This window comes from Kribbella sp. CA-293567 (genome assembly GCF_027627575.1).
Lineage (GTDB): Bacteria > Actinomycetota > Actinomycetes > Propionibacteriales > Kribbellaceae > Kribbella.
Map to the genome: position 1 here is coordinate 1,594,084 of NZ_CP114065.1, position 26,229 is coordinate 1,620,312.

General features: G+C 68.8%; 20 protein-coding genes. 12 read left to right on the forward strand and 8 right to left on the reverse strand.

Annotation, left to right across the window (positions count from 1 at the left end):
- Nucleotides 1-61: 61 nt before the first annotated feature.
- Nucleotides 62-1,003: a helix-turn-helix transcriptional regulator gene (locus OX958_RS07690; RefSeq protein ID WP_270136486.1), complete on the forward strand. Its 942-nt coding sequence runs from the start codon at nucleotides 62-64 to the stop codon at nucleotides 1,001-1,003.
- Here the strand turns inward: OX958_RS07690 and OX958_RS07695 are convergent.
- Nucleotides 981-2,273 carry an FAD-binding oxidoreductase gene (locus OX958_RS07695; protein WP_270136487.1) on the reverse strand — a complete coding sequence of 431 codons (1,293 nt, stop codon included), beginning with the start codon at nucleotides 2,271-2,273 and terminating at the stop codon, nucleotides 981-983. The two genes, OX958_RS07690 and OX958_RS07695, sit on opposite strands and share 23 nt — an antisense overlap.
- A 78-nt stretch (nucleotides 2,274-2,351) precedes the next feature.
- Between OX958_RS07695 and pdxR the strand changes: the two genes are divergently transcribed.
- The 4 genes from pdxR to OX958_RS07715 all read left to right on the forward strand — a co-directional run bounded on the left by pdxR (nucleotide 2,352) and on the right by OX958_RS07715 (nucleotide 9,579).
- On the forward strand, nucleotides 2,352-3,767 hold the full coding sequence (gene pdxR / locus OX958_RS07700) for a MocR-like pyridoxine biosynthesis transcription factor PdxR (RefSeq protein ID WP_270136488.1): 1,416 nt from the start codon (nucleotides 2,352-2,354) through the stop codon (nucleotides 3,765-3,767).
- Between the two features lie 119 nt (nucleotides 3,768-3,886).
- Entirely contained in the window at nucleotides 3,887-5,224 is a 1,338-nt protein-coding gene (locus OX958_RS07705; protein ID WP_270136489.1) for a S1C family serine protease, read from the forward strand.
- A gap of 198 nt (nucleotides 5,225-5,422) precedes the next feature.
- Nucleotides 5,423-9,034 (forward strand): methionine synthase, encoded by a 3,612-nt coding sequence (gene metH / locus OX958_RS07710; RefSeq protein WP_270136490.1) that lies wholly within the window; start codon nucleotides 5,423-5,425, stop codon nucleotides 9,032-9,034.
- Between the two features lie 53 nt (nucleotides 9,035-9,087).
- Nucleotides 9,088-9,579 (forward strand): GNAT family N-acetyltransferase, encoded by a 492-nt coding sequence (locus tag OX958_RS07715; protein ID WP_270136491.1) that lies wholly within the window; start codon nucleotides 9,088-9,090, stop codon nucleotides 9,577-9,579.
- On the opposite strand, the gene OX958_RS07720 is transcribed toward OX958_RS07715, so the two are convergent.
- Nucleotides 9,580-10,248 (reverse strand): TetR/AcrR family transcriptional regulator, encoded by a 669-nt coding sequence (locus tag OX958_RS07720; protein WP_270136492.1) that lies wholly within the window; start codon nucleotides 10,246-10,248, stop codon nucleotides 9,580-9,582.
- Nucleotides 10,249-10,346: 98 nt separating this feature from the next.
- On the opposite strand from OX958_RS07720, the gene OX958_RS07725 reads away from it, so the two are divergent.
- Nucleotides 10,347-11,273 (forward strand): SDR family oxidoreductase, encoded by a 927-nt coding sequence (locus OX958_RS07725; RefSeq protein WP_270136493.1) that lies wholly within the window; start codon nucleotides 10,347-10,349, stop codon nucleotides 11,271-11,273.
- A gap of 42 nt (nucleotides 11,274-11,315) precedes the next feature.
- Nucleotides 11,316-12,095 carry a class I SAM-dependent methyltransferase gene (locus tag OX958_RS07730; RefSeq protein ID WP_270136494.1) on the forward strand — a complete coding sequence of 260 codons (780 nt, stop codon included), beginning with the start codon at nucleotides 11,316-11,318 and terminating at the stop codon, nucleotides 12,093-12,095.
- On the opposite strand, the gene OX958_RS07735 is transcribed toward OX958_RS07730, so the two are convergent.
- The gene (locus OX958_RS07735) at nucleotides 12,075-12,614 is read right to left on the reverse strand and encodes a GNAT family N-acetyltransferase (protein ID WP_270136495.1); all 540 of its coding nucleotides are present in this window, start codon (nucleotides 12,612-12,614) and stop codon (nucleotides 12,075-12,077) included. The two genes, OX958_RS07730 and OX958_RS07735, sit on opposite strands and share 21 nt — an antisense overlap.
- 86 nt (nucleotides 12,615-12,700) lie before the next feature.
- On the opposite strand from OX958_RS07735, the gene OX958_RS07740 reads away from it, so the two are divergent.
- Nucleotides 12,701-13,054, forward strand: coding sequence for a YciI family protein (locus OX958_RS07740; RefSeq protein ID WP_270136496.1), 354 nt, complete (start codon nucleotides 12,701-12,703; stop codon nucleotides 13,052-13,054).
- Here OX958_RS07740 and OX958_RS07745 read toward each other — a convergent pair.
- The gene (locus tag OX958_RS07745; RefSeq protein ID WP_270136497.1) at nucleotides 13,051-15,390 is read right to left on the reverse strand and encodes a polysaccharide lyase 8 family protein; all 2,340 of its coding nucleotides are present in this window, start codon (nucleotides 15,388-15,390) and stop codon (nucleotides 13,051-13,053) included. The two genes, OX958_RS07740 and OX958_RS07745, sit on opposite strands and share 4 nt — an antisense overlap.
- A gap of 127 nt (nucleotides 15,391-15,517) precedes the next feature.
- Here OX958_RS07745 and OX958_RS07750 point away from each other — a divergent pair, with 127 nt between their 5' ends.
- Nucleotides 15,518-16,543 carry a GntR family transcriptional regulator gene (locus OX958_RS07750; protein ID WP_270136498.1) on the forward strand — a complete coding sequence of 342 codons (1,026 nt, stop codon included), beginning with the start codon at nucleotides 15,518-15,520 and terminating at the stop codon, nucleotides 16,541-16,543.
- Here OX958_RS07750 and OX958_RS07755 read toward each other — a convergent pair.
- The 4 genes from OX958_RS07755 to OX958_RS07770 all read right to left on the reverse strand — a co-directional run bounded on the left by OX958_RS07755 (nucleotide 16,533) and on the right by OX958_RS07770 (nucleotide 20,108).
- Nucleotides 16,533-17,087: a dihydrofolate reductase family protein gene (locus OX958_RS07755; RefSeq protein WP_270136499.1), complete on the reverse strand. Its 555-nt coding sequence runs from the start codon at nucleotides 17,085-17,087 to the stop codon at nucleotides 16,533-16,535. The genes OX958_RS07750 and OX958_RS07755 overlap by 11 nt on opposite strands.
- A 55-nt stretch (nucleotides 17,088-17,142) precedes the next feature.
- Nucleotides 17,143-17,859, reverse strand: coding sequence for a hypothetical protein (locus OX958_RS07760; RefSeq protein WP_270136500.1), 717 nt, complete (start codon nucleotides 17,857-17,859; stop codon nucleotides 17,143-17,145).
- On the reverse strand, nucleotides 17,856-18,428 hold the full coding sequence (locus OX958_RS07765) for an RNA polymerase sigma factor (protein WP_270136501.1): 573 nt from the start codon (nucleotides 18,426-18,428) through the stop codon (nucleotides 17,856-17,858). Before OX958_RS07765 ends, OX958_RS07760 begins: the two co-directional genes overlap by 4 nt.
- Nucleotides 18,429-18,638: 210 nt before the next feature.
- Nucleotides 18,639-20,108, reverse strand: a complete 1,470-nt coding sequence (locus tag OX958_RS07770; RefSeq protein ID WP_270136502.1) for a polysaccharide lyase 6 family protein — start codon at nucleotides 20,106-20,108, stop codon at nucleotides 18,639-18,641.
- A 282-nt stretch (nucleotides 20,109-20,390) separates the two neighbouring features.
- Between OX958_RS07770 and OX958_RS07775 the strand changes: the two genes are divergently transcribed.
- The 3 genes from OX958_RS07775 (at nucleotide 20,391) to OX958_RS07785 (ending at nucleotide 26,211) form a co-directional block, all read left to right on the forward strand.
- On the forward strand, nucleotides 20,391-21,218 hold the full coding sequence (locus OX958_RS07775; protein ID WP_270136503.1) for an SAM-dependent methyltransferase: 828 nt from the start codon (nucleotides 20,391-20,393) through the stop codon (nucleotides 21,216-21,218).
- Between the two features lie 178 nt (nucleotides 21,219-21,396).
- Nucleotides 21,397-22,392 (forward strand): hypothetical protein, encoded by a 996-nt coding sequence (locus OX958_RS07780; RefSeq protein ID WP_270136504.1) that lies wholly within the window; start codon nucleotides 21,397-21,399, stop codon nucleotides 22,390-22,392.
- 168 nt (nucleotides 22,393-22,560) lie between these two features.
- Complete coding sequence (locus OX958_RS07785) at nucleotides 22,561-26,211, forward strand: CARDB domain-containing protein (protein ID WP_270136505.1); 3,651 nt, start codon at nucleotides 22,561-22,563, stop codon at nucleotides 26,209-26,211.
- Nucleotides 26,212-26,229 lie beyond the last annotated feature (18 nt).

Consider the following 26,229-nt stretch of genomic DNA (forward strand, 5'->3'; position numbering starts at 1 on the left):
CTGCGACTCTTCCACCCGCCTAGGTCAACTTCTGTCCTAGCAAACTGGCAGACTGCGACTCATGTTGGAAACCTCGGCGCGCCTCCTGAAGCTGCTGTCCCTGCTGCAGTCTCCGCGCGACTGGAGCGGTACGGCGCTGGCCGGCGAGCTGGGCGTCGGAGTCCGGACCGTCCGCCGGGACGTCGACAAACTCCGCAACCTCGGCTACCCGGTGGACGCAGTACCAGGCGTGGCTGGCTATCGGCTCGGTGCGGGAGCCTCGCTGCCGCCGCTGTTGCTCGACGACGAGGAGGCGGTGGCGGTCGCCATCGGTCTGCGCGCGGCGGCGACGGGGAGCGTCGCCGGCATCGAGGAGTCGTCGGTGCGGGCCCTCACCAAACTGGAGCAGGTGCTGCCGTCCCGGCTGCGTCACCGGGTGCGGCTGCTGCAGTCGGTCGCCGTGACGCCGACTGTCGGCGCATCGGTGTCACCCGAGGTCGTGATGGCGGTCGCGACGGCCTGCCGCGATCACCAACGACTCCGCTTCGACTACCGCAGTCACGACGGCACCTCCACGGTCCGTACGACGGAGCCTCATCGCCTCGTCCACACGGGACGCCGGTGGTACCTGGTCGCGTGGGATCTCGAGCGCGACGACTGGCGAACCTTCCGCCTCGATCGGCTGGAGCCCCGCATCCCGACCGGGCCGGGCTTCACTCCACGCGAGGCGCCCGAGTTGGGCGAGACGACTCGCGGCGTCGCCTCGGGTGGCTATCGTTTCCAGGCCCGCTTCGTCCTGCACGCCCCGGCCGACGTGATGGCCGCGCGCATCGCCAACACGGTCGGCACCATCGAGCCGATCGACGAGGCGAGCTGCGCACTGTCGACGGGCGCCAACTCCCTGGACGAGCTGGCGTTGCACGTCGGCATGCTCGGGGTGGACTTCCGGATCGAGTCTCCGCCCGAGCTGATCGACCACGTCCGTGCTCTCACCGCCCGGCTCAGCGCGAGTGTGCCGGCTTGATGTTCTGGTTCAGGTGGAAGACGTTCGCCTGATCCCACACGGTCTTCAGTCCGACCAGCCGGTCGAGCTTGGCGGGTGGGAAGGCGCGCGTGATCTTGTCGCCGTTCAAGGTGTTCAGATAGGCGCCGTCGGCGTACTCGGCCAGCGCCTCGGCGTACGCGCGGACGGTCGCGATCCGCTGCTCGTCGTCGGCCGGATCCTCCCACCGCGTGGCGGTGACGAACTCGAAGAGCGTGTCGCGGTGACTGAACGCCGCATCCTCGTCCGGTACGTCGGCGATCGCGCCGCCGTAGGCCTGCAGGCTCGCGCCCACTCCGGGGTTGCGAAGGAGGGCGTGGATCGCCTTGTCAGGAAGAGTTTTGAAGTAGTGGCCCTTCCAGTAGCGGCGGTAGTGGTGACCTTGGACGCTGTCGTCGCGGCTCTGCAGGGTCAGATACGGCAGCTCTTCCACGCTTTCGGTGGCAGCGTTACCGAAGGCCCTGAATGCCGCGAGCAGCGCGTCAGGGTTGCCGGGGGCACCGACCCAGACGAACCCGACGGTCACCTGGTCGGCGGTGATGACGGTGGTGAAAGTTGCTTGGCGCGGAGCCGTGGCGTTCAGGTCGCGCCAGGCGCGCAGTACAGGGAAGGCGTCGGCGATCGGGTAGGTGAAGTCGGCGACGAGCGCTCGGGTGCCGATGTGGTGCAGGCGGAACTCGAAGGAGGTGACGATGCCGAAGTTCCCTCCGCCACCGCGCAGGCCCCAGAACAGCTCCGGGTTCTCGGTCGCGGAAGCGGTGACCACATTGCCTTCGGCGGTGACCAGTTCGTACGAGTCGACGTTGTCGCAAGCGAGACCGAACTGCCGCGCCAGCCAGCCCATGCCGCCGCCGAGAGTCAGTCCGCCGACACCGGTGTGCGAGACATTTCCCGCGGTGGTGGCGAGACCGTACTTCTGGGTGGCGCGGTCGAGTTCGCCGAGCAACGCGCCGCCTTCGACCCGGGCGGTGCGGCGGGTGGGATCGACCTGCACGGCGTTCATCGCGGTCAGGTCGATCATCAGGCCGCCTTCGGGAACGGCGAGACCGGCAACGTTGTGTCCGCCGCAGCGGACGGCGATCTCCAGTTCGTGTTGCCTGGCGTAGCGGACCGCGGCGGCGACGTCCGCCGTGCTGCGGCAGCGCGCGATCGCGGCCGGCCGGCGGTCGACCATCGCGTTCCAGACGGCACGAGCCTCGTCGTACCCGAGGTCGCCGGGGTGCAGCAGGGGCAAGGTGTCGGTGGCGGTCATCGCGCTGCTCCTCTGGTCGGATCTTCCTGGTGCTGTCCACCCTGACAGCGAAGCGGTCCCCGGATAAGGTCCAGTTCTATGAGCCGATCCAGGACCAATCTGGGACCGGGCGAGCTGCTGGTCGAGCTCGACCGCGGCAGTACGGTGCCGCTGCACCAGCAGTTGGAGAGCGGGATTCGGGAGCGGATCCGGCAAGGGCTGCTCCGGGCGGGCACGGCCTTGCCGGCGACCCGGGCACTGGCCGCGGACCTCGGGCTGTCGCGAGGTGTGGTGGTGGAGGCGTATCAGCAATTGGTTGCCGAGGGCTACTTAGTGAGTCGCGCCGGTGGATACACCCAGGTCGCGTCGGCAGCGGTTCGGCCATCGGTGCAACCGAGGCTGAGGAACGTTGCGGCCGGGCTGCCGCCGCGGATCGACTTCCGGTACAGCCGGCCCGACGTCACGCAGTTCCCGCGGACCGCCTGGCTGCGATCGGTCCGCAAGGTGCTGAACGAGTCTCCGCACGAAGCGTTGGCCTATCTCGAAGGTCAGGGCGCACTCGAGTTGCGGGAGGCACTGGCGGACTACCTCAACCGGGTCCGCGGTACGGCGGCACAGGCGGGCAACATGCTGATCTGCAACGGGTTCGCGCAGGGATCGCGGTTGTTGCTGCAGGTGCTGGCCGCGGCCGGGTACCGCCGGCTGGCGGTGGAGGATCCATCAGATGACGAGCTCCGGGTGGTGGCGACGACGGCGGGGCTGGAGACGATCGGCGTACCGGTGCTGGAGGGCGGGCTGGACGTCGAGGCGCTCGACCGGTCCGGGGCGGACGTCGTACTGGTGACGGCGGCGCATCAGTTCCCGACTGGTGCGGTGACCTCCGCGCGGACCCGGGCGGCGTTGATCGACTGGGCGACCCGGCGGGACGCGTTGATCGTCGAGGACGACTACGACGCCGAGTACCGGTACGACCGGGAGCCGGTCGGGGCGATGCAGGGACTGGCGCCGGAACGGGTGGCCTACGCGGGGACCGCGAGCAAGACGCTCGCGCCGGGGTTGCGGCTGGGCTGGCTGATCCTGCCGGAGCGGCTGGTCGACCCGATGGCCGAGGCGAAGTTCGCCGACGACCGGGGGTCCTCGGTCTTCGACCAACTGACCTTTGCCGACTTCGTCGCCCGAGGCGAGTTCGACCGGCACCTGCGCCGGATGCGCCTGCGGTACCGGTTGTTGCGGGACACGCTGGTCCGGTGCCTGGCAGAGAAGGTGCCGGATCTGCGGCCGGTCGGCGTCTCGGCCGGACTCCACGTGCTGACCTGGCTGCCACCGGACCTGAGCGAGCAGGACGTGACGCAGGCCGCGCGTGACCGTGGACTCGGCGTCTACGGCCTCCAGCCCTACTGGGTGCACAACACCGGCGCCGAGGGCCTGGTCTTCGGCTACGGCAGCCTGACCGAACATGCCGTTGCCAAAGGCATCGATCTGCTCGCGGACGCCGTCGCCGCGGTACGGAAGTAGGTCCGGGCGACGAGGGTCGCCGGATTCTCAGCTGATTCATCGGTTCAGCCGATGGAGTTCTCAGACTGCCGAGGTCTACTCGATATCAGGCAGGTACAGGGCTGAGGAGGCAACGGGACATGAGTAGCACCGAGGGGCAGTTCGGGCCTTCGCAGTACGGGCCGCAGTGGGGGCCGGGGCCGCAGCAGGCGCCGAGGCGAAGGAAGCGGTTGCCGATGGTGGTCGGGGCGCTCGGGCTGGCGGCGCTGGTGGCCGGGGGTTCGGTTGCCTGGGGCATCGATCAGCAGCCGGTCGCGAACAGCGGCTCCACGATGGCGCAGGTGCTGAACCCGTCGGCGGTGGCGGCCGAGGTCTCGCCGGGGCTGGTCAACATCAACACGGTGCTCGGGTATCAGGGCGCGAAGGCTGCTGGTACCGGGATCGTGCTGACGTCGGACGGTGAGGTGCTGACCAACCATCACGTGATCGCCGGCGCGACGGAGATCTCGGTGACCAACGTCGGGAACGGCAGGACGTACTCCGCGAGCGTCGCCGGGTACGACTCCGAGCACGACATCGCGGTACTGAAGCTCGAGGACGCGTCCGGGCTGGAGACGGCGAAGATCGGTGATTCCTCGAAGGTGAAGGTCGGGGACCAGGTGGTCGGGATCGGCAACGCGGGCGGAAAGGGCGGTACGCCGAGCTACGCGCCGGGCCAGGTGACGGCGCTGAACCAGGCGATCACCGCGACCGACGAGTCCGGGGCGAATCCGGAGCAGCTGGAGGGGCTGATCCAGACCGACGCGAACATCCAGCCGGGCGATTCCGGCGGGCCGTTGGCGAACTCGGCGGGAGAGGTGGTCGGTGTCGACACGGCTGGTGGGTCGGGGAACTCCGGTGACGGTGTGGGGCAGACCGGGTATCAGCCGAATGTGAACGGAAGCAGGTCGCCGAGTACTGCGATCGCGGCGTTGACCGGGTTCGGTGACGGGTCCGGCGGCGGATACGGGCAGGGCTCGGGTGATGGCCAGGGTTCCGGTGATGAAGCAGGTCAGGGGGTGCCTGGACAGAGCGGTGGTTACGGGCAGTTGCCTGGAGGTGAGCAGGAACCTACGGGGTATGCGGTGCCGATCAATCAGGCGATGGAGATCGTGGGGCAGATCGACTCGGGGAAGGCGTCCGGGGAGGTGCACCTCGGTGGGTCGCCGCTGCTCGGGGTGTCGATCCTCTCGAACGCCGACGGCACCACCGGCGCGGTGGTCAACGACGTGATCGCCGACGGGAAGGCCGACCAGGCCGGGATCGAGGCCGGCGACGTGATCACCAGCTTCGCCGGTGAGGAAGTCGGCTCACCCGAGGCGCTCTCGACGCTGCTCGACCAGCACCACCCCGGCGACAAGGTGTCGGTCTCCTGGACCGACCGGTCGGGCCGGCGCCACGCCAAGACGATCGAACTGATCACCGGACCGGTTCGCTGACAGTTCTCCCCACCTCTCGTCTCGAAGAGTGGTACTTCGTCTCAGTAATCGGTCAGAGATTCTGATTCGCCCCGCTCCATCAGTAGCATTACGGTCCAGGTCGAGAGGCGCTGCGACGGGCCCGGTGGGGTTCGCCACGCTCGGTCTGGTTCGACCGAGTAAGGGCGCCTCCGGAAACTCTTCTGGAGGTGGCCGAAGGTGACGGATCGTCGGACCGAGTTGCGCACCCTGCTGGACCAGCGGGTCGCGGTGCTGGACGGCGCCTGGGGCACGATGCTCCAGGGCGCGAAGCTGACGCCGCAGGACTATGCCGGCGATCGCTTCACCGGCCACACCCATGACGTCACCGGTGACCCCGACCTGCTCAACCTGATGCGGCCGGACGTGATCCTCGACGTCCACCGGCAGTACCTCGAAGCCGGCGCCGACATCACCACCACGAACACCTTCACCGCGACCAGCATCGGCCAGGCCGACTACGGCCTGCAGTCGCTGGTGCGGGACATGAACGTCGAGGGCGCCCGGCTGGCCCGGCAGGCAGCCGACGAGGCCGGCGGCCGGTTCGTGGCCGGCTCGATCGGCCCGCTGAACGTCACCCTGTCGCTGTCGCCGCGAGTGGAGGACCCGGCGTACCGCGCGGTGTCGTTCGAGCAGGTCCGCGACACGTACGCCGAGCAGATCTCCGCGCTGGCCGAGGGCGGTGTCGACCTGCTCCTGATCGAGACGATCTTCGACACCCTGAACTGCAAGGCCGCGATCGCCGCCGCTCGCGAGGTGGCTCCCGAGTTGCCGCTGTGGATCTCGGTGACGATCGTCGACCTGTCCGGCCGGACGCTGTCCGGGCAGACCGTCGAGGCGTTCTGGAGCTCGGTCGAGCACGCGAAGCCGCTGGTGGTCGGGGTGAACTGCGCGCTCGGTGCCGCCGAGGCGCGTCCGCACGTGGCCGACCTGGCCAAGTTCGCCGACACCTACGTCGCCGCGCACCCGAACGCGGGTCTGCCGAACGCCTTCGGCGGGTACGACGAGACGCCGGACCAGACCGCCGGGTTGCTCGGTGAGTTCGCCGGGTCGGGCCTGGTCAACATCGTCGGCGGCTGCTGCGGGACGACGCCGGCCCACATCGCCCAGATCGCCAAGGCGGTGCAGGGGATGCAGCCGCGGGAGATCGCCGCGCCGTACGGGCAGACCCGGTTCAGTGGGCTGGAGCCGTTCTCGATCGGCCCCGACACCGGCTTCGTGATGATCGGCGAGCGCACCAACGTGACCGGGTCGGCGCGGTTCCGCCGGCTGATCGAGTCCGACAACCACCAGGCCGCGGTGGACGTGGCGCTGGAGCAGGTCCGCGGTGGCGCGAACCTGCTGGACGTGAACATGGACGCCGACCTGCTGGACTCCGAGCAGGCGATGACGACCTTCCTCAACCTGGTCGCCACCGAGCCCGAGGTGGCCCGGATCCCGATCATGATCGACAGCTCGAAGTGGTCGGTGCTCGAGGCCGGCCTGAAGTGCGTGCAGGGCAAGGGCGTGGTCAACTCGATCAGCCTGAAGGAGGGCGAGGAGGAGTTCCTCGAACGCGCGCAGCGGATCCGCGACTACGGCGCCGGCGCGGTGGTGATGGCCTTCGACGAGCAGGGGCAGGCCGACACGGTCGAGCGCAAGGTGGAGATCTGTGGCCGGGCCTACGACCTGCTCACGCAGAAGATCGGCTTCCCGCCCGAGGACATCATCTTCGACCCGAACGTGCTCGCCGTCGCCACCGGCATGTCGGAGCACAACGGCTACGCGAAGAACTTCATCGACGCGCTGCCGCTGATCAAGCAGCGCTGCCCGGGCGTGCACATCAGCGGCGGGATCTCGAACCTGTCGTTCTCGTTCCGCGGCAACGACATCGTCCGGGAGGCGATGCACTCCGCGTTCCTGTACCACGCGGGCCAGGTCGGCCTGGACATGGGCATCGTCAACGCCGGCCAGCTCGCGGTCTACCAGGACATCCCGGCCGACCTGCTGGAACTGGTCGAGGACGTCATCTTCGACCGGCGCGACGACGCCACCGACCGCCTGGTCAGCTTCGCCGAGAACGTGAAGGGCAAGGGCACCCAGCGCGAGATCGACCTGTCCTGGCGCGAGGGCACGGTCGAGGAGCGGCTCTCGCACGCGCTCGTGCACGGCATCGTGGACTTCATCGAGGACGACACCGAGGAGGCCCGGCTGACCCGCAAACGGCCGCTCGAGGTGATCGAGGGCCCGCTGATGGACGGGATGAAGATCGTCGGCGACCTGTTCGGCGCGGGCAAGATGTTCCTGCCCCAGGTGGTGAAGAGCGCCCGGGTGATGAAGCGTTCGGTGGCCTACCTGGAGCCGTTCATGGAGGCCGAGAAGGAGCTGGCCCGGCAGGAGGGCCGCGCCGAGGACGTGCGCGGTCAGGGCAAGGTGGTGCTGGCCACCGTCAAGGGCGACGTGCACGACATCGGCAAGAACATCGTCGGCGTCGTGCTCGGCTGCAACAACTACGAGGTGATCGACCTCGGCGTGATGGTGCCGGCCGCCAAGATCCTCGACACGGCCATCGCCGAGGGCGCCGACGTGGTGGGGCTGTCCGGGCTGATCACGCCGTCGCTGGACGAGATGGTCGCCGTGGCCGCCGAGATGGACCGGCGAGGGCTGAAGCTTCCGCTGCTGGTCGGGGGCGCGACGACCTCCAAGCAGCACACGGCGGTCCGGATCGCACCGGCGTACGAGAACACGACGGTGCACGTACTGGACGCGTCCCGGGTGGTCGGCGTGGTCTCCGACCTGCTCGACGACGACCGGGCCGAAGAGCTTGCCGTCAGCAACCGTGCCGCCCAGGAGATCCTCCGGGAGCAGCACGCGAACAAGCAGCGCAAGCCGATGCTGCCGATCGAGGTCGCGCGGGCCAACCGGGAGACCGTCGACCACGGCGAGATCCCCGTGCCCGACTTCGTCGGTCTGCGCCGGGTCGCACCGGACCTGGAGACGCTGCGCGCGATGGTCGACTGGCAGTTCCTGTTCCTGGCCTGGGAACTGAAGGGCAAGTACCCGGCCATCCTGGAGCAGCCGGTCGCACGGGAGCTGTTCGACGACGCGAACACGATGCTCGACCAGATCATCGCCGAGAAGTCGTTCACCGCCGAGGGTGCTTACGCCTACTGGCGAGCGCACCGTGAAGGTGACGACATCATCCTCGACGACCTGAACGCGTCGTTCCCGATGCTGCGGCAGCAGACCGAGAAGCCGGCCGGTCGCGAGAACCGCTGCCTGGCCGACTACATCGCACCGGCCGGCGACCACCTCGGTGGTTTCGCGGTCGCGATCCACGGTGCCGAGGAGCTGGCGGCGAAGTACGAGGAACAGCAGGACGACTACAAGGCGATCATGGTCAAGGCGCTGGCCGACCGGCTCGCCGAGGCGTTCGCCGAGTGGATTCACCTGGAGGCCCGCAAGGGCTGGTTCGAGCCCGACGCAGAGCCGCTGCTGGAAGACCTGCACGCCGAGCGTTTCCGCGGCATCCGGCCCGCGCTGGGATATCCGGCCAGCCCGGACCACAGCGAGAAGCAGTTGCTGTTCGAGCTGCTCGAAGCCGACAAGCTCGGGCTGGCGCTGACCGAGTCGTACGCGATGACCCCGGCCGCCGCGGTCAGTGGGCTGATCTTCGCCAGCCCGGCGGCGAAGTACTTCAGCGTCGGGCGGGTCAACAAGGATCAGCTCACCGACTACGCCGAACGCAGGGGCATGCCGCTGGCCGAGATCGAGCGCTGGCTGCGGCCCAACCTGGCCTACGACCCGGACTGACAGCCTGGATCGAAGTGTGCGGTGGCCGCGGTTCCTCGTTCTACAGTGACGGGATGACCGTCACGCTCCGAGCCGCGACCGCCGCCGACACCGACGCGATCGCCTCCATCTGGTACTCCGGGTGGGGCGACGGTCACGTCGGAAACGTGCCCGACGAGCTGGTGGCGGTCCGCACCAAGGAGACGTTCTGGCAGCGGGTGCCGGGCCGGATCGCGGACACCACCGTGGCGCTGGCCAGTACGGACGAAGCCTCCGCGGAGGTGGCCGGCTTCGTGATGGTGGTGGGTGACGAGGTCGAGCAGGTCTACGTGGCGGGCGAGCATCGAGGGTCCGGGATCGCCGGCACGTTGATCGCCGAGGCCGAGCGGCAGGTCAAGGCCAACGGTCACGCCGAGGCGTGGCTCGCGGTGGCGACCGGCAATACTCGCGCCCGGCGGTTCTACGAGCGCAGCGGCTGGGTCGACGCCGGTGCCTTCGACTATCCCGCGACCACCGAAGACGGGTCCATTCCGGTGCCGTGCCACCGGTACACCAAGGTGGTCTGATCAGCGCGGCAGGACGCCGACCAGCAGGGTGTCCAGGGCCATCCGCAGCGCCGGGGCGAACTCGACCCGGTACGCCGCGACGGCGGGATCAGCTTCGTAGACCGCAGTGATCGCCGCGGCCGGATGGGCGTGGGTCCACAGCGCGCCGGCGAGCATCGAGACCGCGGCGATGAAGCGGAACGCGCCGTCCTCGCCGAGCTCCGGCACGCGCTCGATCACCTGGCCGACGAGCTCCCGCAGGTTGGCGATCGAGCCGCGCTTGAACTGGAGCGCCACCTCGACGGAGATGTTGTGCTCCAGTACGGCGGCCTGCGCGCTCATCAGTGCACACAGCATCGGTCGGGACGCCAGCGTCTCGACCATCGCGTCGGCCAGCCGGCCGCCCCGCTCCGCGGCGGACGAGGCCGGATCCACGGTCCTGGTCAGCTCCTCGCCGAGCTGGGCGATCCACTCCCGGGTCTCCGTGTCGAGCAACTCCAGCAGGATCGCCTCCCGGGACCCGAAGTAGTTCAGCACGTTCGACTTGGCCAGCCTGACCCGGCGGCTGAGTTCGTTCAGGGTGAGCTGGGCGACCGGCAGCTCGGCCAGCATCGCGGCGGCGGTGGCGAGGATCGCGCGACGCCGCTCGGCCCGCTGTTCCTCGCTCCGGGCGCGCTGGAAGGTCGTCATGGCCGCATTCTACAGACCGATGGTCTGTTGCCAGCAGACCGACGGTCTGTTAACTTCGTGATTAACAGACCGGCAGTCTTTTACTGAAGGAGCAGCTCATGTACGACGTCCCCGACCAGACCGGCAAGTACGCAGTGGTGACCGGCGCGAACAGCGGTACCGGCAAGGAGGCGGTCCGGCGGCTGGCGGGAGCCGGCGCCCGGATCGTGCTGGCGGTCCGGACGCCGTCGAAGGGGGAGCAGGCTCGCAAGGAGATCCTGGCGCAGTACCCGCAGGCGCAACTGGAGGTACGGCGAGTCGATCTGGCCGACCTGCCGTCGGTGCGGGAGTTCGCCGACGGGCTGGTCGCCGACGGGCTTCCGCTCGATCTGCTGCTCAACAACGCAGGCGTGATGGCGCCGCCGGCGCGGATGACGACCGCTGACGGCTTCGAGCTGCAGTTCGGCAGCAACTTCCTCGGCCCGTTCGCGCTGACGCTGCGACTGCTGCCGTTGCTGCTCGCCGCGCCGGCGCCGCGGGTGGCGACGATGAGCAGCGGGGCGGCCAACTTCGGCCGGATCCACTTCGACGATCTCCAGTGGGAGCGGCGCTACCGGCCGGCCGCGGCGTACGCGCAATCCAAGCTGGCCGACCTGATGTTCGCCCACCAGCTCGCCGCGATCGCGCACGAGCGCGGCTGGAACCTGATGAGCAACGCCGCTCACCCCGGCTTCACCCGGACCAATCTGCAGTCGACCGGTCCAAGCCTCGGCCTCGACCGGCCGCCGTTGCTGGTCCGGATCACCGAGCGCGTGAATCCGCTGCCTTCGCAGGGTGTCGAGCAGGGAGCAGAGCCGTTGCTGTTCGCCGCCACCAGTCCTGCGGCCGTGGCCGGCGGCTACTACGGCCCGAGCAAGGCGCTCGGACTGGTCGGCCCGACCAAGGTGGTGAAGTCTCCGAAGCGTTCGCTCGACGAGCCTGCCAATGCGCGCCTGTGGCTTGCGGCCGAACAACTGACCGGTGTCGCACTGCCGAGCCACGTCTGACGGTTCCGCCGCCGGAGGAGCTGCTGCGTTTATGGTGCGGGGATGAGCGAGTGGGCGCAGGGGGAGATCTACGAGTCGTACGTCGGACGCTGGAGCCGGCTGGTCGCCGCGGAGTTCGTGGCGCGGCTCGATCAGCCGGCCGGTCAGCGGTGGCTCGACGTCGGGTGTGGCACGGGCGCCCTGACCAGCACGATCCTGGCGGCCGCGGAGCCGGCTGAGGTGCTCGGGGTGGATCCGTCGGAAGGGTTCGTCGGGTATGCGCGGGGCGCAGTACGGGACCGGCGGGCGCGGTTCGAGGTACGGTCGGCCGCGGAGCTGGCCGATGAGGCGTTCGACGGAGCCTTCGACGTGGTGGTCGCGGGGCTGGTGCTCAACTTCATCCCGGACCGGCCGGCCGCGTTGCGCCGGTTGCGGTCGATCGGCCGGACGGTGGCGGTCTATGTCTGGGACTACGCCGAGGGCATGCAGTTGATGAAGTACTTCTGGGACGCCGCCGGGCAGGTCCGGCCGCAGGACCGGGACCTGGACGAGGGCCGGAGCTTCCCGTTCTGCAACGAGGCCGGGCTCGAAGCGCTGTTCGCGGAGGCGGGTTTCAGCGACATCGAGACCGGCGCGATCGTCGTACCGACGGTGTTCGAGTCGTTCGACGCGTACTGGACGCCGTTCCTCGGAGGGCAGGGAGTGGCGCCCGCCTACCTGCGAAGCCTCGACTTCGATGCCCAGGAGGCGATCCGAGCGCTGGTCGAGTCGCGCTTGCCGATCGACGCCGACGGTTCCATCGCGCTCACCGCACGGGCCTGGTCAGTTCGCGGTACGAGCTGACTGCCAGCTGCTCCGCAGCAGCCCGAACAACAGGTCGTCGGTCCACTCGCCCTTGAACCAGGAGTTCTCCGGCCGGAATCCCTCCTGCCGGAAGCCGACCCGCTCCAGCAGGCGGACCGACGAGAGATTGCGGGCGTCGCATTCGGCGGAGACGCGATGCAGGCCGCGCTCGGTGAACAGATGCTCGAGCAGCCCGTTGACGGCCTCGGTCGCATAACCCCTGCCCTGGTACGCCGGAGCCAGCGTGTAGCCGAGTTCGGCCTGCCTCAGGTTGTCGCAAGTGTTCAGCCCGAGGTCGCCGACGAGCTGACCGTCGAGGTCGATCGCGTACTGGAACCAGCCGGGCTGCGCGGGGTCCCCGGTCGTGAAGGCGGCCACCGTCGTCCTGGCCTGCTTCAGGCTGAAAGGGGCGTCCCAGGACTGATACCGAGCGACCTCGGGAATCGACCGGTACGCCGCGAACGCCTCCGCGTCCCCGGGACGGAACCGCCGCAGCACCAGCCGTTCGGTCGCGATCATCGGTCCAGTATGGCGATGTCAAGAATCACCGGTCGGTCTCGTCCTTCCAGTACGACCGCAGAGGGCGGCCGGAAGGCGAGGTGGCGATGAAGTACTTGCTGATCCTGCAGGGGAACGCCGTAGTGCTGGAGCGGTTGACGACCGAACAGCGCGCGGCGATCAGCGCGGGGCATCGGGAGTTTCAGCGGATCGCGGCAGAGGCGGGCGAGTTGATCAGTACGGCAGCACTGGCTGACCCATCGGCCGGCACGGTGATCCGCACCCGGGACGGCAAGCGCCAGATCTCCGCTGGACCGTCTCGGCAAGCCGCTGACTTCATGGGCGGGTACTACCTGGTCGACGTGGAGGGACGCGAGCGAGCGGTCGAGCTCGCCGATCTGCTGCCTGACAGTCAGATCGACGGGCTCGCGGTCGAGATCCGCCCGGTGATGTGCGGTTAGAAGCGCAGGGTCAGGTGGTGAGTGGCGCCGGCGGAGCCGGCGACGTCGACGGTGAGCTTGGTGCTGAAGGGAGTGCGCACGCTGCTGACGCTGGGGTCGGCGCTGGCGACCCGCAAGCCCGGCAAGTGGACTGTCAGCTGAACAGTGGTCGCCAGCTGAGTCGGGTCGGAGATCGCCAGGTGCAGCTCGCGCCCGCGGACCCGGCGGATCACTGAGCAAGGCGTCTCTGCCTGGAGATCCGCTACCCGGTCCGGCTTCCAGAAGTTGGCCAGGGTGAGTCCCCGCGGAAGGCTGAGTACTGCCTGCGCCGACGCCGTGTTGCGCAGTACGAGCAGGCCGGAGGTCTTCGAGAGCTGCTTGGTGCGACCTACTGTGGCTCCCGGCACCACCAGATACCCGTACGCCGCTCCGCTTGGGTCGATGCCGTGATCCATCCACATGGTCAGGTAGCGGCGGCTGATCGCAGTAGCCGGCCCACCGGTGTTGATGTCACGCCAGGAGCCGGTCCGTACCTCCCGCCGGAGCTGCAGGTCCGAGCCGCCGAGGAAGACATAGCCGCCTACGCCGGTGAGGTGCGCCCACCGGGCACCGGCGACGGTGGCTGAGTCACCCAGCGCCGGGACGCGTCTGATGCCGTCCACTGTCAGCGCATTGGCGCCATCGCTGTGCAGGTTGCGGTTCTCGATCACCGTCTCGACCGGGTAGCCGCTGCTGCCGGTAATGCCGGCGCCCAGTGCCACGACGTACTCGTCCAGGCAGAACCAGGACTTGCGGGCGCGCATGGGAGAGACCGGGCCCTCCAAATCCTGGCCGACCGCCGCGTAGCCGTCCAGAGTGCTGCCCCCGACCCAGGTCGCTGTCGGCGGCCGAGCGACTCCCCACTCGCCACCTGCCTTCGGGGGCAGCGGGAGCTTGTCCACTGTGATGCCAGGGAGCCGGGTGCGGTCGACGGTCGGCCAGAAGGCGTCGGCGTACTGGCCGTTGTCCTTGTCATACAGGTACGTCATGCCTGAGCCGCTGTGGTAGCCCTGCTCGTTCTCGCCGTTGCCCGACTCGTAGTAGGCGATCCGGCGGCTGGCCATCGAGATGGAGTAGGCCCAGCCGGAACGGCGATGCACCGCCCGGTCCATGCTCGCGAACAGCGTGTGGCCGTCACGTTCGGGCGCCGGCGTCACCCCGCGCAGCGACTTCACCAGGGTCACTCGCGGAATCGTTGCCCCTGACAACATGTCGCCGAAGGTGTCGCGCTGCAGCCAGCCCGCCACCGCGGATCGCCACTGGGCGGCGAGGGCGGTGTCGACTCCTTGTGCGAGCCGCAGGATCGCCTCGGCGGCGGTGTAGCCGTCGTTGTGATCGGAGGCGTTGTGGCGGGAGACCGCCCGGCCCCGGACGAAATCCATCATCCGCGCGTCGTGCACGACCGGCAGGTACGCCTTCGCCACCGAGTCGAACAGGATCTGCCGCTTCGGGTCGGTGACCTGCCAGGGCGAATTCGTCAACAAGGCAAGGAGTTTGGCGATGCCTCCCAGCAGGACGTGACCGTAGGTGCCGGTGTAGGCCACCCAGGTGTGCTGCACGAACGAGCCGTCCCGGTAGAAGCCGTCACCGGTCGTCACGTACTGCCAGGTGTCGCTGAGACCGTCCCGCGCGTGGGTCAGCTTCGCCTCGTCATCGGTGACCAGCGCGCGCACGATGATCGCCTGACAGAGGTCGACCCGGTTCGCGCCGGTGGACACGGCTCTGCGAGCGGGCGGGAACATCCAGTACGGGTCGGGGACGAAGTGGTCGATGGCCGCGCAGTACCGCTCGCGAGCGGCGGGCGCCAGTTCGGCGTACAGGAGGACGAGGGTGTTGGCGAGCGGCCGGGTGGCGCCGATCTCCCACGACCACCAGTTGCCGAACTCGGCGGTGCCCGGCTTGTAGATGAGTTGGTACATCGACTCCAGCGCGGCCCGCAGGTCGGCCAGCAGCGCAGGATCCGACCGGTACGCCGAACCAGGGGTGGCCCAGGCAGTCGCCATCTGCTCCAGGCGGACGTAGGTGTTGGCGATCGACGGGTCGGCCGTCAGGGGATAGTCGGTGAAGACCGCCTTGCGGGTCGGTGAGCGGTCCAGCTTGGTCAACGAGGTCGCGACGCCGGCGTCCAGGCGCGCCAGTGCGGCGGCGTAGTCAGGGTCGGCGGGGTCCAGAGCGCTGCCACCGGTCAGGTCGGCCGCCCACTTGGCTCGCAGGGCGGCGAAGTCGGCGGGGCTCGCGGCGGCTGCGGAGGCGGCTGGGAGATGCATCGCCGCGACGGTAGCGGTGCCGACGGCCAGGAGGGTGCGACGTTTCAGCATGGCGGAGTCCTTCAGAGAGGCGGATCGCTGAGGAGAGGCTGTGCGGATGAGTTTGTGGCAAGTCATTCTTTAATTCAAGAGATTCATACTCATGAATTTCCAGGCTCAGCGCAGTAGAGTCGCGCGAGTGAGCGCGTCAGAGGCTGTTCGGGGGCAGAAGGCCCGTCATCTCGCCGGAGAGCTGCGCCGGGGGATCTCCGAGTTGCGCTGGCCGGGAGGCAAGCTACCGACCGAGCAGCAGCTGGCAGCGGAGCAGGGCGTCAGCCTGAACACCGTGCGCCGGGCGGTCGACCTGCTGGTGCAGGACGGGCTGGTCTACCGGCGGCAGGGCTCCGGGATGTACATCGCGAGCGCCGAGACCGGTCCGCTGATCGGCGTCGCCGTGCCCTCGATGACCTACTACTACCCCCGCATCATCGTCGGGATCGAGCGGGAACTGGCCAGGCACGGCGCGCAGTTGCTGTTGCGGAGTACGGAGTGGGACTCGGCCGAGGAGCGGCTGGCGATCGACGGGCTGATCGCGGCCGGCGTGGCCGGCCTGATCCTGGCGCCCGACGGACCGGCCGGGCTCGCGGAGCTCGAGGACCTGGAACTGCCGATCGTCCTGGTCGAGCGCGGCCTGGAGGATCCCGCGACGCTGCACGAGTTCGTCGGCTCGAACCACGCCGCGGGAGCCCGCGCGGCTCTCAAGCATCTCCGCGAGCTGGGGCATACCCGAATCGCCTATCTCGAACGCAGCAGCCCGCACACCGCGCCTCAGCTCAGGGCCGGTCTCGGCGACGTTCCCGTGCTGAGCGAGACGCGCGATCGCTGGACGAGCGCCGGCGCCGACGAGTTCCTCGACCGGATTCTGCGTGACCGGGTGACGGCGGTGCTCTGCTTCGCCGACCGTGAGGCGACGCTGCTGCTGAACGCGGCGCTGGCCCGCGGCATCGGCGTACCGGGGGAGCTGTCGGTGATCAGCTACGACGACGAGGTCGCCGACCTGTCCGAAGTGCCGCTGACCGCCATTTCACCGGCGAAGCTGGAGGTCGGGCGCGTTGCGGTGGAGCTGCTGCGGGCCCGCCTGGCCGACCCGGACTCACCCCGGCGGCAGCAGTCGCTCGTGCCGCGACTGGTGGTCCGGGAGTCGACCGGTCCGGTCAGCCGCTGAGACCCGGGAGCACCCTGAACCACAGATTCGTTGCCATCGGCGCCGAAGTCACGCTCAGCCGTTCGAGACCGACCTGGCGGCCGCCGGGATGGTCGAACAAACGGGTGCCGTCGCCCAGCAGGACCGGCGCGACCAGCGTGAGCACCTCGTCCAGTTCACCCGCCTCCAGGCACTGCCGGGCGACGTCGGCGCCGAGCACGTTCACGTACTTGTCCCCGGCCGCCGCCTTCGCGCTCGCCAGCGCGCTCGCGAAGTCGTCCATGAAGAACTCGTTCGCGGGCGCGCCGGCCGGCACCCGATGGGTGAGCACGTACTGCGGACCGTCCCAACCGCCGCCGAACGCCTCGCCCTCGCCTTCGCCGCCCTTGTTCGGGTCGTCGCCGTCGTAGGTCCGCCGACCGACCAGCAGCGACCCGATCCGGTCGACCAGGCTGGTCATCTCCGGATTGGGGCCGAGGTACGCGGTCATCCAGCCCATGTCGCCGCCGGGACCCGCGATGAAACCGTCCAGCGACATCGTCACCGAATAGAGCACCTTCGCCATGTCTTCTCCTAGTGGCTCGATCGTTTCCCGTTCAGACGAGCGAGCCCGGAGAAACTCATCGCGGCTTCGTCGCCGGAGCCTCCGTCACCGAAGCGCGCACGAGTTCGCCGGCCTTGTCGTAGGCCCTGACGGTGCCCGTCTCGCCGGACTTCTTGCTCACTGGCACGAACCAGAAGCCGTCCCGCAGTTCGGCCTCGATCGGCTGCTGCCCGGTGGCCTGATAGGTGATGCGCGCCACCGGCTGAACGTACCTGCCGCTGACGCTGCCCCGGAGGTCGGCGTCCGAAGTGGGCCATCGCTCGATCACCCTCCCGGTCACGTCGACACCACAGACCAGCGACGTACCGTAGCTGCCGTTGGCGGTGAAGAACCACTTGGTCGGTACCCCGGCAGGCTGCGGCGTCGTGTACTTGAAAGCCTTGCCGCCCGTGTAGGGCAGGACGTTGCGCCCCGTGTTCCCTGGAGGGCGGGTGCCCAGCAGGCAGTCGCCCCAGAGCAGTTTCGTCTCCAGCGGCGGCAGTTCGCTGACCGGCAACTTGGTGGCAGCCGTATCACCGGCCACTGACGGCTCCTCACCTCTCAATGCCGGTACTCCGAACGCGAGGCCGCCGACGACCGCGATCACCGATGCGGCCGCAGCCAGCGGGACCAGCCGACGGCGCGGAGGGGAGCCGGCGGACTCGTGCTGGACGATCGCGATCAGTTCGTCGCGCTGACGGTTCCGGACGGCCGGACGGAGGTCGTGCTCGGGCGGGGAAGTGACTGGGTTCATGGCTTGGCCTCCACGGGTGGTACGAGATTGAGCTCGCGTAAATGTTTGCGGGCACGCGACAGGCGCGACTTGACCGTGCCGAGCGGAATGTTCAGCGCGATCGCGGCCGCCTGTTGATCCAGACCGGCCCAGATGCAGAGTTCGACGATCTCGCGTTCTTGTCTGGGCAGGCGCCGCAGCGATGTACGGGCCTGCTCGATCCGCGCGTCGTCGTCCAGCCGCCCGGCGACGTCGTCGGCATGGTCCCGTTCGTCGCTGATCAGGAGCCGAGCGGCGGTCAGGGCCCGCCGGTACCGCGCCTTGGAGCGCCACTCGTTGCGGACCGTGTAGTCGGCTGTCCGGAGCAGCCAGGGAAGCGCCGACTCCCGGTCCAGCACAATGTCGCCCCGCCGTCGCCAGGCGTGCAGGAAGACCGCCGAGGTAAGATCCTCGGCGTCGCTCCAGGACGCGGTCCGGCGGTAGAGGAAGTTGTAGATCGCCCGGGCGTGCCGGTCGTAGAGCCGCGCGAAAGCCTCCGCGTCACCCTCGGCGGCGCGGGACCACAACGCGCGATCGGTACTCACTGCCATCGTCTGCTCATGATGCCCGGGCCGCAGCCCGATCACGGCCCGCACCCACTCGTCATCCGGCGCATCCGCGCTCCTTACGTCCAGTAGTTCGTTCGTGCACCACACCCTCTCTGTGTCGAGTCGGTCGTCGGGGTTCCCGCTGAACGACGAACGGCTCCGCCCTGTCGGGGCGGAGCCGCTCAGCTTTCGACTGGCTCCCACGCGCGGGGGTCAGGGAGCTTTGGGCCCCACCTCTGCCGACGTCAGCGGCCGGTTGGCAGGAGTCGCGGTGCTGTACTCATCAGCCCCCACGTCCGCCTTCCCCGACCGAGGATGCCCGTCCACGTCGCGAGCGACCGTCGGATACGTCCGGCTGGCAGCGTTGATCGCCGGACTCCCGGCCGTCAGCCGCCGTACTCCGTCGGCCCCGGCAGCCAGCAACGGATCCTTCCGCGAGAACCCGGAGGCCGGGAGGTTCCCGTTCCCGGCCGCGCCCCACAGCAGGTTTCCCGACCACGAGATGCCTTGCTGATAAGGCATTTCGACCAGTTGCCGTCCCGAGTCACCCACCAGGAGGTTGTCGGCGATCGTGCATCCCAGCGGCGGCAGCGTGCGCATCGTCTCGCCGGCGATCGCGGTACCGCAGGACAGTACGGTGTTGAGCGCGATCGTGACCCGGTCCGGAGCGTCGTTCCCACGCCGGCTCTCCGGCGAGTCACCCGGTTTGTCGTCGCGCACCGACCCGCTGCCGAGCACGATCCCGGCGCCGCTCACCTTCTCCACGTAGTTGTTCACCACCAGGTGGTCGTTGCCGTAGATCCGGATCCCGTTGCTGCCCGAGAGCACGAAGTTGCCCTCGACCCGTGACCGGCTGCCGTGCCGCAGGACGATCCCGCCGAGACTGTCGCGGACGGTGTTGTCCCGGATCGTGTTGCCGGACGACTTGACCGAGATCGCCTCCGGATCGCCGTTGGCCCGCTCGAACAGGTTCTGCTCGACGATCGCGCCGGCCTCGCTCAGCGACCGGCCGCTCAGCCCGAGCCGGATCGGCTCACCACCGTTGCTGCCGGTGAACGAGTGGTCGGAGAAGTGGTTGCGCAGGATGTGCACCCCGCGCGACATCCCGGAGGTCCCCGGTCCTTCGACGCACAGGAAGACCCCCAGCGTCGACTTGCCGTGGAAGTGGTTGCGATCCACCTTCGAGTACTCGGCCCGGACCATCAGCCAGTTCACCCCGCTGACATCGGCCAGCTGGAAGTCGTTGCGGCTCAGGCGCAGATGGTGGCAGCTGGTCGCCAGGTCGATCATCGAGCTCTGCCGGAACCGGAACCCGCTGACCGTCACCCAGGACGAGTCCGCGAAGGTGAAGCCCTGGGTCCCGGTCAGCGTCACGCCGCCGACCGACTCGGCCTGCACCACGATCGAGGCGCCCGAGCTGCCGTTCTTGCCCTGGATCGCGATCGGCCGCCCAGCCGGTACGGCGTACGTGCCGTTGGCCAGCACCACCGTGCCCCCGGGCCGCGCGGCGGCGATGGCCTGCCGCAACTGGTCGAGACTCGTCGCCCGGACGGCGCGCGCTCGGGTCAGGGCCGGCGCCCGGCCGGGCGACGCCCCGGCGAGGCCTGGCGTCGAGGTGGCGAGACCGATGCCGAGCGCGGTACTGGTCAGAGCAGTGCTGGTCAGAAAGGTCCTTCGGTCCATCGTGTCCTCCGGTCGGGGCGGTGATCCGGTGTCACTCGGTCCGGCCGTCGGATGGCCGGCCGGTGGCTCAGTCTGGGGTGCTGCCCGTGCGTACGGCAAGCGCTTACCGGAGTGTTGCCCGCAAATGTCCCGCTGGCCGGAACCCTGTTCCAATGACGTTCCGCCGGGCAGAAACTTGGGTAGTTCGGGGCAGTTGGGGGATGAGAGCGTGATCTTGCTCTACGGAGCGTTTCGCCGCGATAGCCTCCGGTAATCGCGGTTTTCGGATTCGGGCGGGTGGAGATGGACCAGGGGGCAGGCGGCGGGCGGGCGACCGCGCCCGACGTCGACATGCAGCGGCCCAGTGACGCCCGGGTCTACGACCTGCTGCTGGGTGGCAAGGACAACTTCGAGGTCGACCGGCAGCTCGCACAGCAGGTGATCGAGGTGGCCCCGGAGTTGCCCGCGCTGGTGCGGGCCAACCGGCGCTGGCTCGCCGAGGTGGTCGAGCGACTGCTGCGCGAGGCGGCGGTGCTCCAGTTCCTCGATCTCGGCTCCGGCCTGCCGACCGCCGACAACACCCACGAGATCGCGGCCCGGGTGAGTTCGGCGGCGACTGTCGTCTATCTCGACAAGGATCCGACCGTCATCCGGCACGGCCAGGCGCTGCTCGCCGACGACCGGCACAGCTTCTTCGCTGCCGGCGACCTGACCGATCCGGCCACGGTGCTCGCCGACCCGGTGGTCACCGGCGCACTCGACCTCGGCCGGCCTGTCGCGGTGCTTCAGTGCCTGGTCCTGCACCACGTCCGCGACACGAAACAAGCTCGCGCCATCGTCGACGGCTATCTGGACGCGCTGCCGTCAGGGTCGTACCTGGCGCTCACTCACCCGTGCAACCCGCGCGACGGCAGCCGGCGGGCGGAGTACGCGACCGGGGTGGAGGAGAAGCTGCGTGGCGGTTTCCGGGCAGTCACCTTCCGGACGCCGGACGAGATCGCCTCGCTCTTCGAAGGGCTGGAGCTGCTCGAGCCAGGGCTGGTCGGCCTCGATGAGTGGTGGGAGAGGCCCGAGGCCGACCCGTTCGAGGCGAGCAACCTGATCGTCGCCGGGCTCGCCCGCAAGCCCTGATCAAAGAACTGGCGGTTGCCGCCCGGCCCGTCGATGATGGCCGTATGTTTGCTGAGAAGGCTGCTGCCGCTTACTGATCTCACCCGCACCGAGCAACACGGTGTTCGCGTGATCAACGACGACCCGGTCTCATGCCGGGTCCCTCAAGCGTGCAGTCCTTTCCTTCTCAGGGAGCCCCATGCAGTCGCGTCCTGTCGAGATCGCGTGTGACGAGTCCGGGTTCACCGGCACCAACATGCTCGATCCCGAATTCGAACTCATCACCCACGTCGGCCTGTCGCTCGACCAGGAGACGGCAGCGGCGTACGTCGCCCTGCTGCACCAGCGATTCCGCCGGTACTCGGCCACGGAGTACAAGTCCGGCCAGCTCTTCCGTAACCGTCTCGCGGTCGAATGGCTGCTCGGCACGTTGTCGGGCCGGGCGACCGTGCACCTCACCGACAAGACCTACTTCACCGTCACCCGGCTGGTCGACCTGCTCGTCGGTGAGCCGTCGTACGCCGCCGGCACCAGCCTGGCGCTGGACCTGCGCCCGGTCGCCCGCACCCTGCACCACACCGGCCCCGTCGTCTTCGGCCCGGCGAGGTGGCGGGACTTTCTCGCCGCGTTCGTCGGGATGATGCGGCACAAGCGCTACCGCGGAATCGACGGACCCTACGTGGCCCACTTCCTCAAGACCCTCGACGACCTGCGATCCGAGCGCCTCGACCCGATCCTCGGCGAGCTCCGCGAGGCCAGGCCGCAGTTGTTCCACGTGCTCACGGAACTGCAGGACGACCGCTCGCCGGTCCCGCCGCCACTCGAGCCGCTGATCCCCGCGCTTTTCGAAACCGCTCGTCTCTGGACCGCCGACGGCGCGGCGGTAGCGATTCTCCACGACGAGCAGAGCGCGCTCACCCACCATCGGGTCACCCGGGTGCAGGAGCTGCTCCGCCGCACCTCGCCGATCCCGGAACCCCTGCTGGGGCTGACGATGCTCGACTCCCGTACCGATCCCAGGATCCAGCTCGCCGACCTGCTGGCCGGCGTCGCCCGTCATCTGGCCACGGCCGAGCTCCGTCACCGAGGGAATCCCTACCTGACTTCACTGCTCCGCCCGTACCTGGCCGCGACCTCCCTCTGGGCCGACCAGCCGAGCTGGCACCGGTTAACCGGTTCGTTCGTCCGCCGCTGACAACTCAGCGGATTCGTCAGCCGTGAGCCGTTGACGAACCACGCGCAGGGCTGCAACCTTTGGCTACCGTCTCGCAAAAAGCTTGCAGAAACGACGCAAGTTTCACAGAGTGACCTGCAGGTACGAGGCGGCGGTTAGGTCCACCGTCCCCCCGCCCTTAGGACACTGATGAGACAACTACCGCAGTCGGGCTCGCGGAAGCAGCCCCGCCCGCGCCTGGTCGCCAGCCTGCTCGGCGGCCTGCTCACGGCCGCCCTGATCGTCACCGGTCTGGTGCCGACCGTCGCCACCGCCGCCGTCACGGCGGTGCTGACCAAGACCCTCTCCGCCAACAGCGCGCTTGGGGACTACCCGGTCGGCAACGCCGGTGACGGCAACCAGAACACCTACTGGGAGAGCACCAACAACGCCTTCCCGCAGTGGCTGCGCGCCGACCTCGGTAGCGCCAAGACCGTCGACCGGGTGGTGCTGAAGCTCCCCGCCACGTGGGGAGCGCGCACCCAGACGCTCGCCGTCCAGACCAGCACCGACGGCACGTCGTACGCCGACGTCGTGGCCAGCGCCGGCTACAACTTCGCGCCGGCCACCAGCAACACCGTCACCATCAACTTCCCGGCTGCGACCGCCCGCTACGTGCGTCTGAACATCACCGGCAACACCGGCTGGGCCGCCGGGCAGCTGTCCGAGTTCGAGCTCCACGGCCCGGACACCGGTGGTGACACCCAGGCGCCGACCGTGCCCGGCAGCCTTGCGCTGACCGAGCCGGCCGCCGGACAGATCCGGCTCGCCTGGAACGCGTCGACCGACAACATCGGCGTCACCGGCTACACCGTCTACCGCAACAACGCCGCGGTCACCACGGTCGCCGGCAGCGTGCTGACGTTCACCGAGTCGCAGCCGGCTTCGGCGACGGTCGAGTACTACGTCCGCGCCCGCGATGCCGTCGGCAACGAGTCCGGTGACAGCAACCGGGTCCGCCGCAACGGCCAGGGGAGCGGCTCCAATCTCGCCACCGGCAAGCCGATCGAGGCTTCGTCGACGATCCACAACTTCGTCGCGACCAACGCCAACGACAACAACACCGCGACGTACTGGGAGTCGAACGGCTTCCCGTCCACGCTGACCGTCAAGCTCGGTTCGAACGCCGAACTCAGCTCGGTGGTCGTCAAGCTCAATCCCGACCAGGCCTGGGGCTCGCGCACGCAGAGCATCGAGGTACTCGGCCGGGACCAGGGTGCCACCAGCTTCAGCACCCTGAAGGCTCGCGCCACCTACGACTTCAACCCGGCTTCCGGCAACACCGTCGAGATCCCGATCGCCGGCCGCGCGGCCGACGTACGGCTGCAGGTCTTCAGCAACACCGGCGCTCCTGGCGGTCAGGTGGCCGAGTTCCAGGTGATCGGTACGCCGGCGCCGAACCCGGACCTGGTCGTCACCACGACCACCTGGACCCCCGCGGCACCGAGTGAGTCCTCCCCGATCACGCTCTCCGCGACGGTCCGGAACATCGGCTCGGCAGCGGCCGGAGCGACCTCGGCCAACTTCAACCTCGGCGGCACCGTGGTCGGCACGGCCACCGTGGGCGCACTGGCCGCGGGTGCCTCGACCACCGTTTCGGTCAACGCGGGAACGCGGGCCGAGGGCACCTACAGCGTGAGTACGACGGTCGACCCGACCAACACGATCGTCGAGCAGAACGACGCCAACAACACCTTCACCGCGGCTACGCAACTGGTGATTGCGCAGGCTCCCGGTCCCGACCTGCAGGTCCTGAGCATCACCTCCAACCCGCCGAACCCGGCCGTCGGAGCTCCGGTCACTTTCACCGTCGCGGTCAACAACCGCGGTACGGCCTCAGCAGCAGCCAGTACTACGCGGCTGACGGTCGGCAGCAGCACCCTCACCGGCGCGACCGGAGCCATCGCGGCCGGTGCGACCGTCAACGTCGCCATCAGTGGCAGCTGGACCGCCGCCAGCGGTGGAGCGACTCTGACGGCGACGGCCGACTCGGCCAACGCCGTCGCCGAGACGAACGAGACCAACAACTCGCTGGCCCGGTCGATCGTGGTCGGTCGTGGCGCCGCGGTGCCGTACGTCTCCTACGAGGCCGAGGCAGCCAGCTACCAGGGCACGTTGCTGACCACCGACGCGCTGCGCACCTTCGGTCACACCAACTTCGCGACCGAGTCCTCGGGCCGCTCGTCGGTGCGGCTGAACAGCCAGGGCCAGTTCGTCGAGTTCACCTCGACCAACCAGTCCAACTCGATCGTCGTCCGCAACTCGATCCCCGACTCGGCCAACGGGCAGGGGCTCGAGGCAACGATCAGCCTGTACGTCAACGGCACCTTCGCGCGGAAGCTCAACCTGTCCTCGCGGTTCAGCTGGCTCTACGGCAACACCGACCAGCCGGAGGGCCTGACGAACACCCCCGGGGGCGACGCGCGCCGGCTGTTCGACGAGTCGCACGCCCTGCTGTCGCAGTCCTACCCGGCCGGCACGAAGTTCAAGTTGCAGCGCGACGCGGGTGACACGGCCTCGTTCTACATCATCGACACGATCGACCTCGAGCAGGTGGCACCGGCGCTGAGCCAGCCCGCCGGCTGCACCAGCATCACGCAGTACGGCGCTGTCCCCGGTGACGGCATCGACGACGCGGACGCCATCCAGCGGGCGGTCACCGCCGACCAGAACGGCACCATCAGCTGTGTCTGGATCCCGGCCGGCCAGTGGCGGCAGGAGAAGAAGATCCTCACCGACGACCCGCTGAACCGGGGTCAGTTCAACCAGGTCGGGATCAGCAACGTCACCATCCGTGGCGCGGGCATGTGGCACTCGCAGCTCTACTCCACCATCGAGCCGCAGAACGCCGGCGGCATCAACCACCCGCACGAGGGCAACTTCGGCTTCGATATCGACAAGTTCACCCAGATTTCCGACCTCGCGATCTTCGGCTCCGGCCGGATCCGGGGCGGTGACGGCAACGCCGAAGGCGGCGTCGGCCTGAACGGCCGGTTCGGCACCGGGACCAAGATCACCAACGTCTGGATCGAGCACGCCAACGTCGGGGCCTGGGTCGGTCGCGACTACGACAACATCCCCGACCTGTGGGGCCCGGCCGACGGGCTGGAGTTCAGTGGGATGCGGATCCGCAACACCTACGCGGACGGTATCAACTTCAGCAACGGCTCGCGCAACTCGAAGGTCTTCAACTCGTCCTTCCGCACCACCGGGGACGACGCGCTGGCGGTCTGGGCGAACAAGTACGTGAAGGACCAGTCGGTCGACGTCGCCCACGACAACTCGTTCACCAACAACACCGTCCAGCTGCCCTGGCGCGCCAACGGCATCGCGATCTACGGCGGCTACGGCAACAAGATCGAGAACAACCTGATCTACGACACGATGAACTACCCCGGCATCATGCTCGCGACCGACCACGACCCGCTGCCGTTCTCGGGCACGACGCTGATCGCGAACAACGGCCTGTACCGCTGTGGTGGCGTGTTCTGGAACGAGGACCAGGAGTTCGGCGCGATCACCCTGTTCCCGCAGAACCTGCCGATCCCCGGCGTCACCATCCGTGACACCGAGATCCTCGACTCCACCTACGACGGGATCCAGTTCAAGACCGGCGGCGGCGTGATGCAGGACGTCCGGATCACCAACGTCAGGATCGACAAGTCCAACAACGGCTCCGGCATCCTCGCGATGGGCGGCGCCCGCGGCAACGCGATCCTCAGCAACGTCACGGTCACCAACTCCCGCGACGGCAACATCAGTACAGAACCCGGCTCCAGCTTCACCTTCTCGGGCCAGTAGTTCTGCCGGCAGCAACCA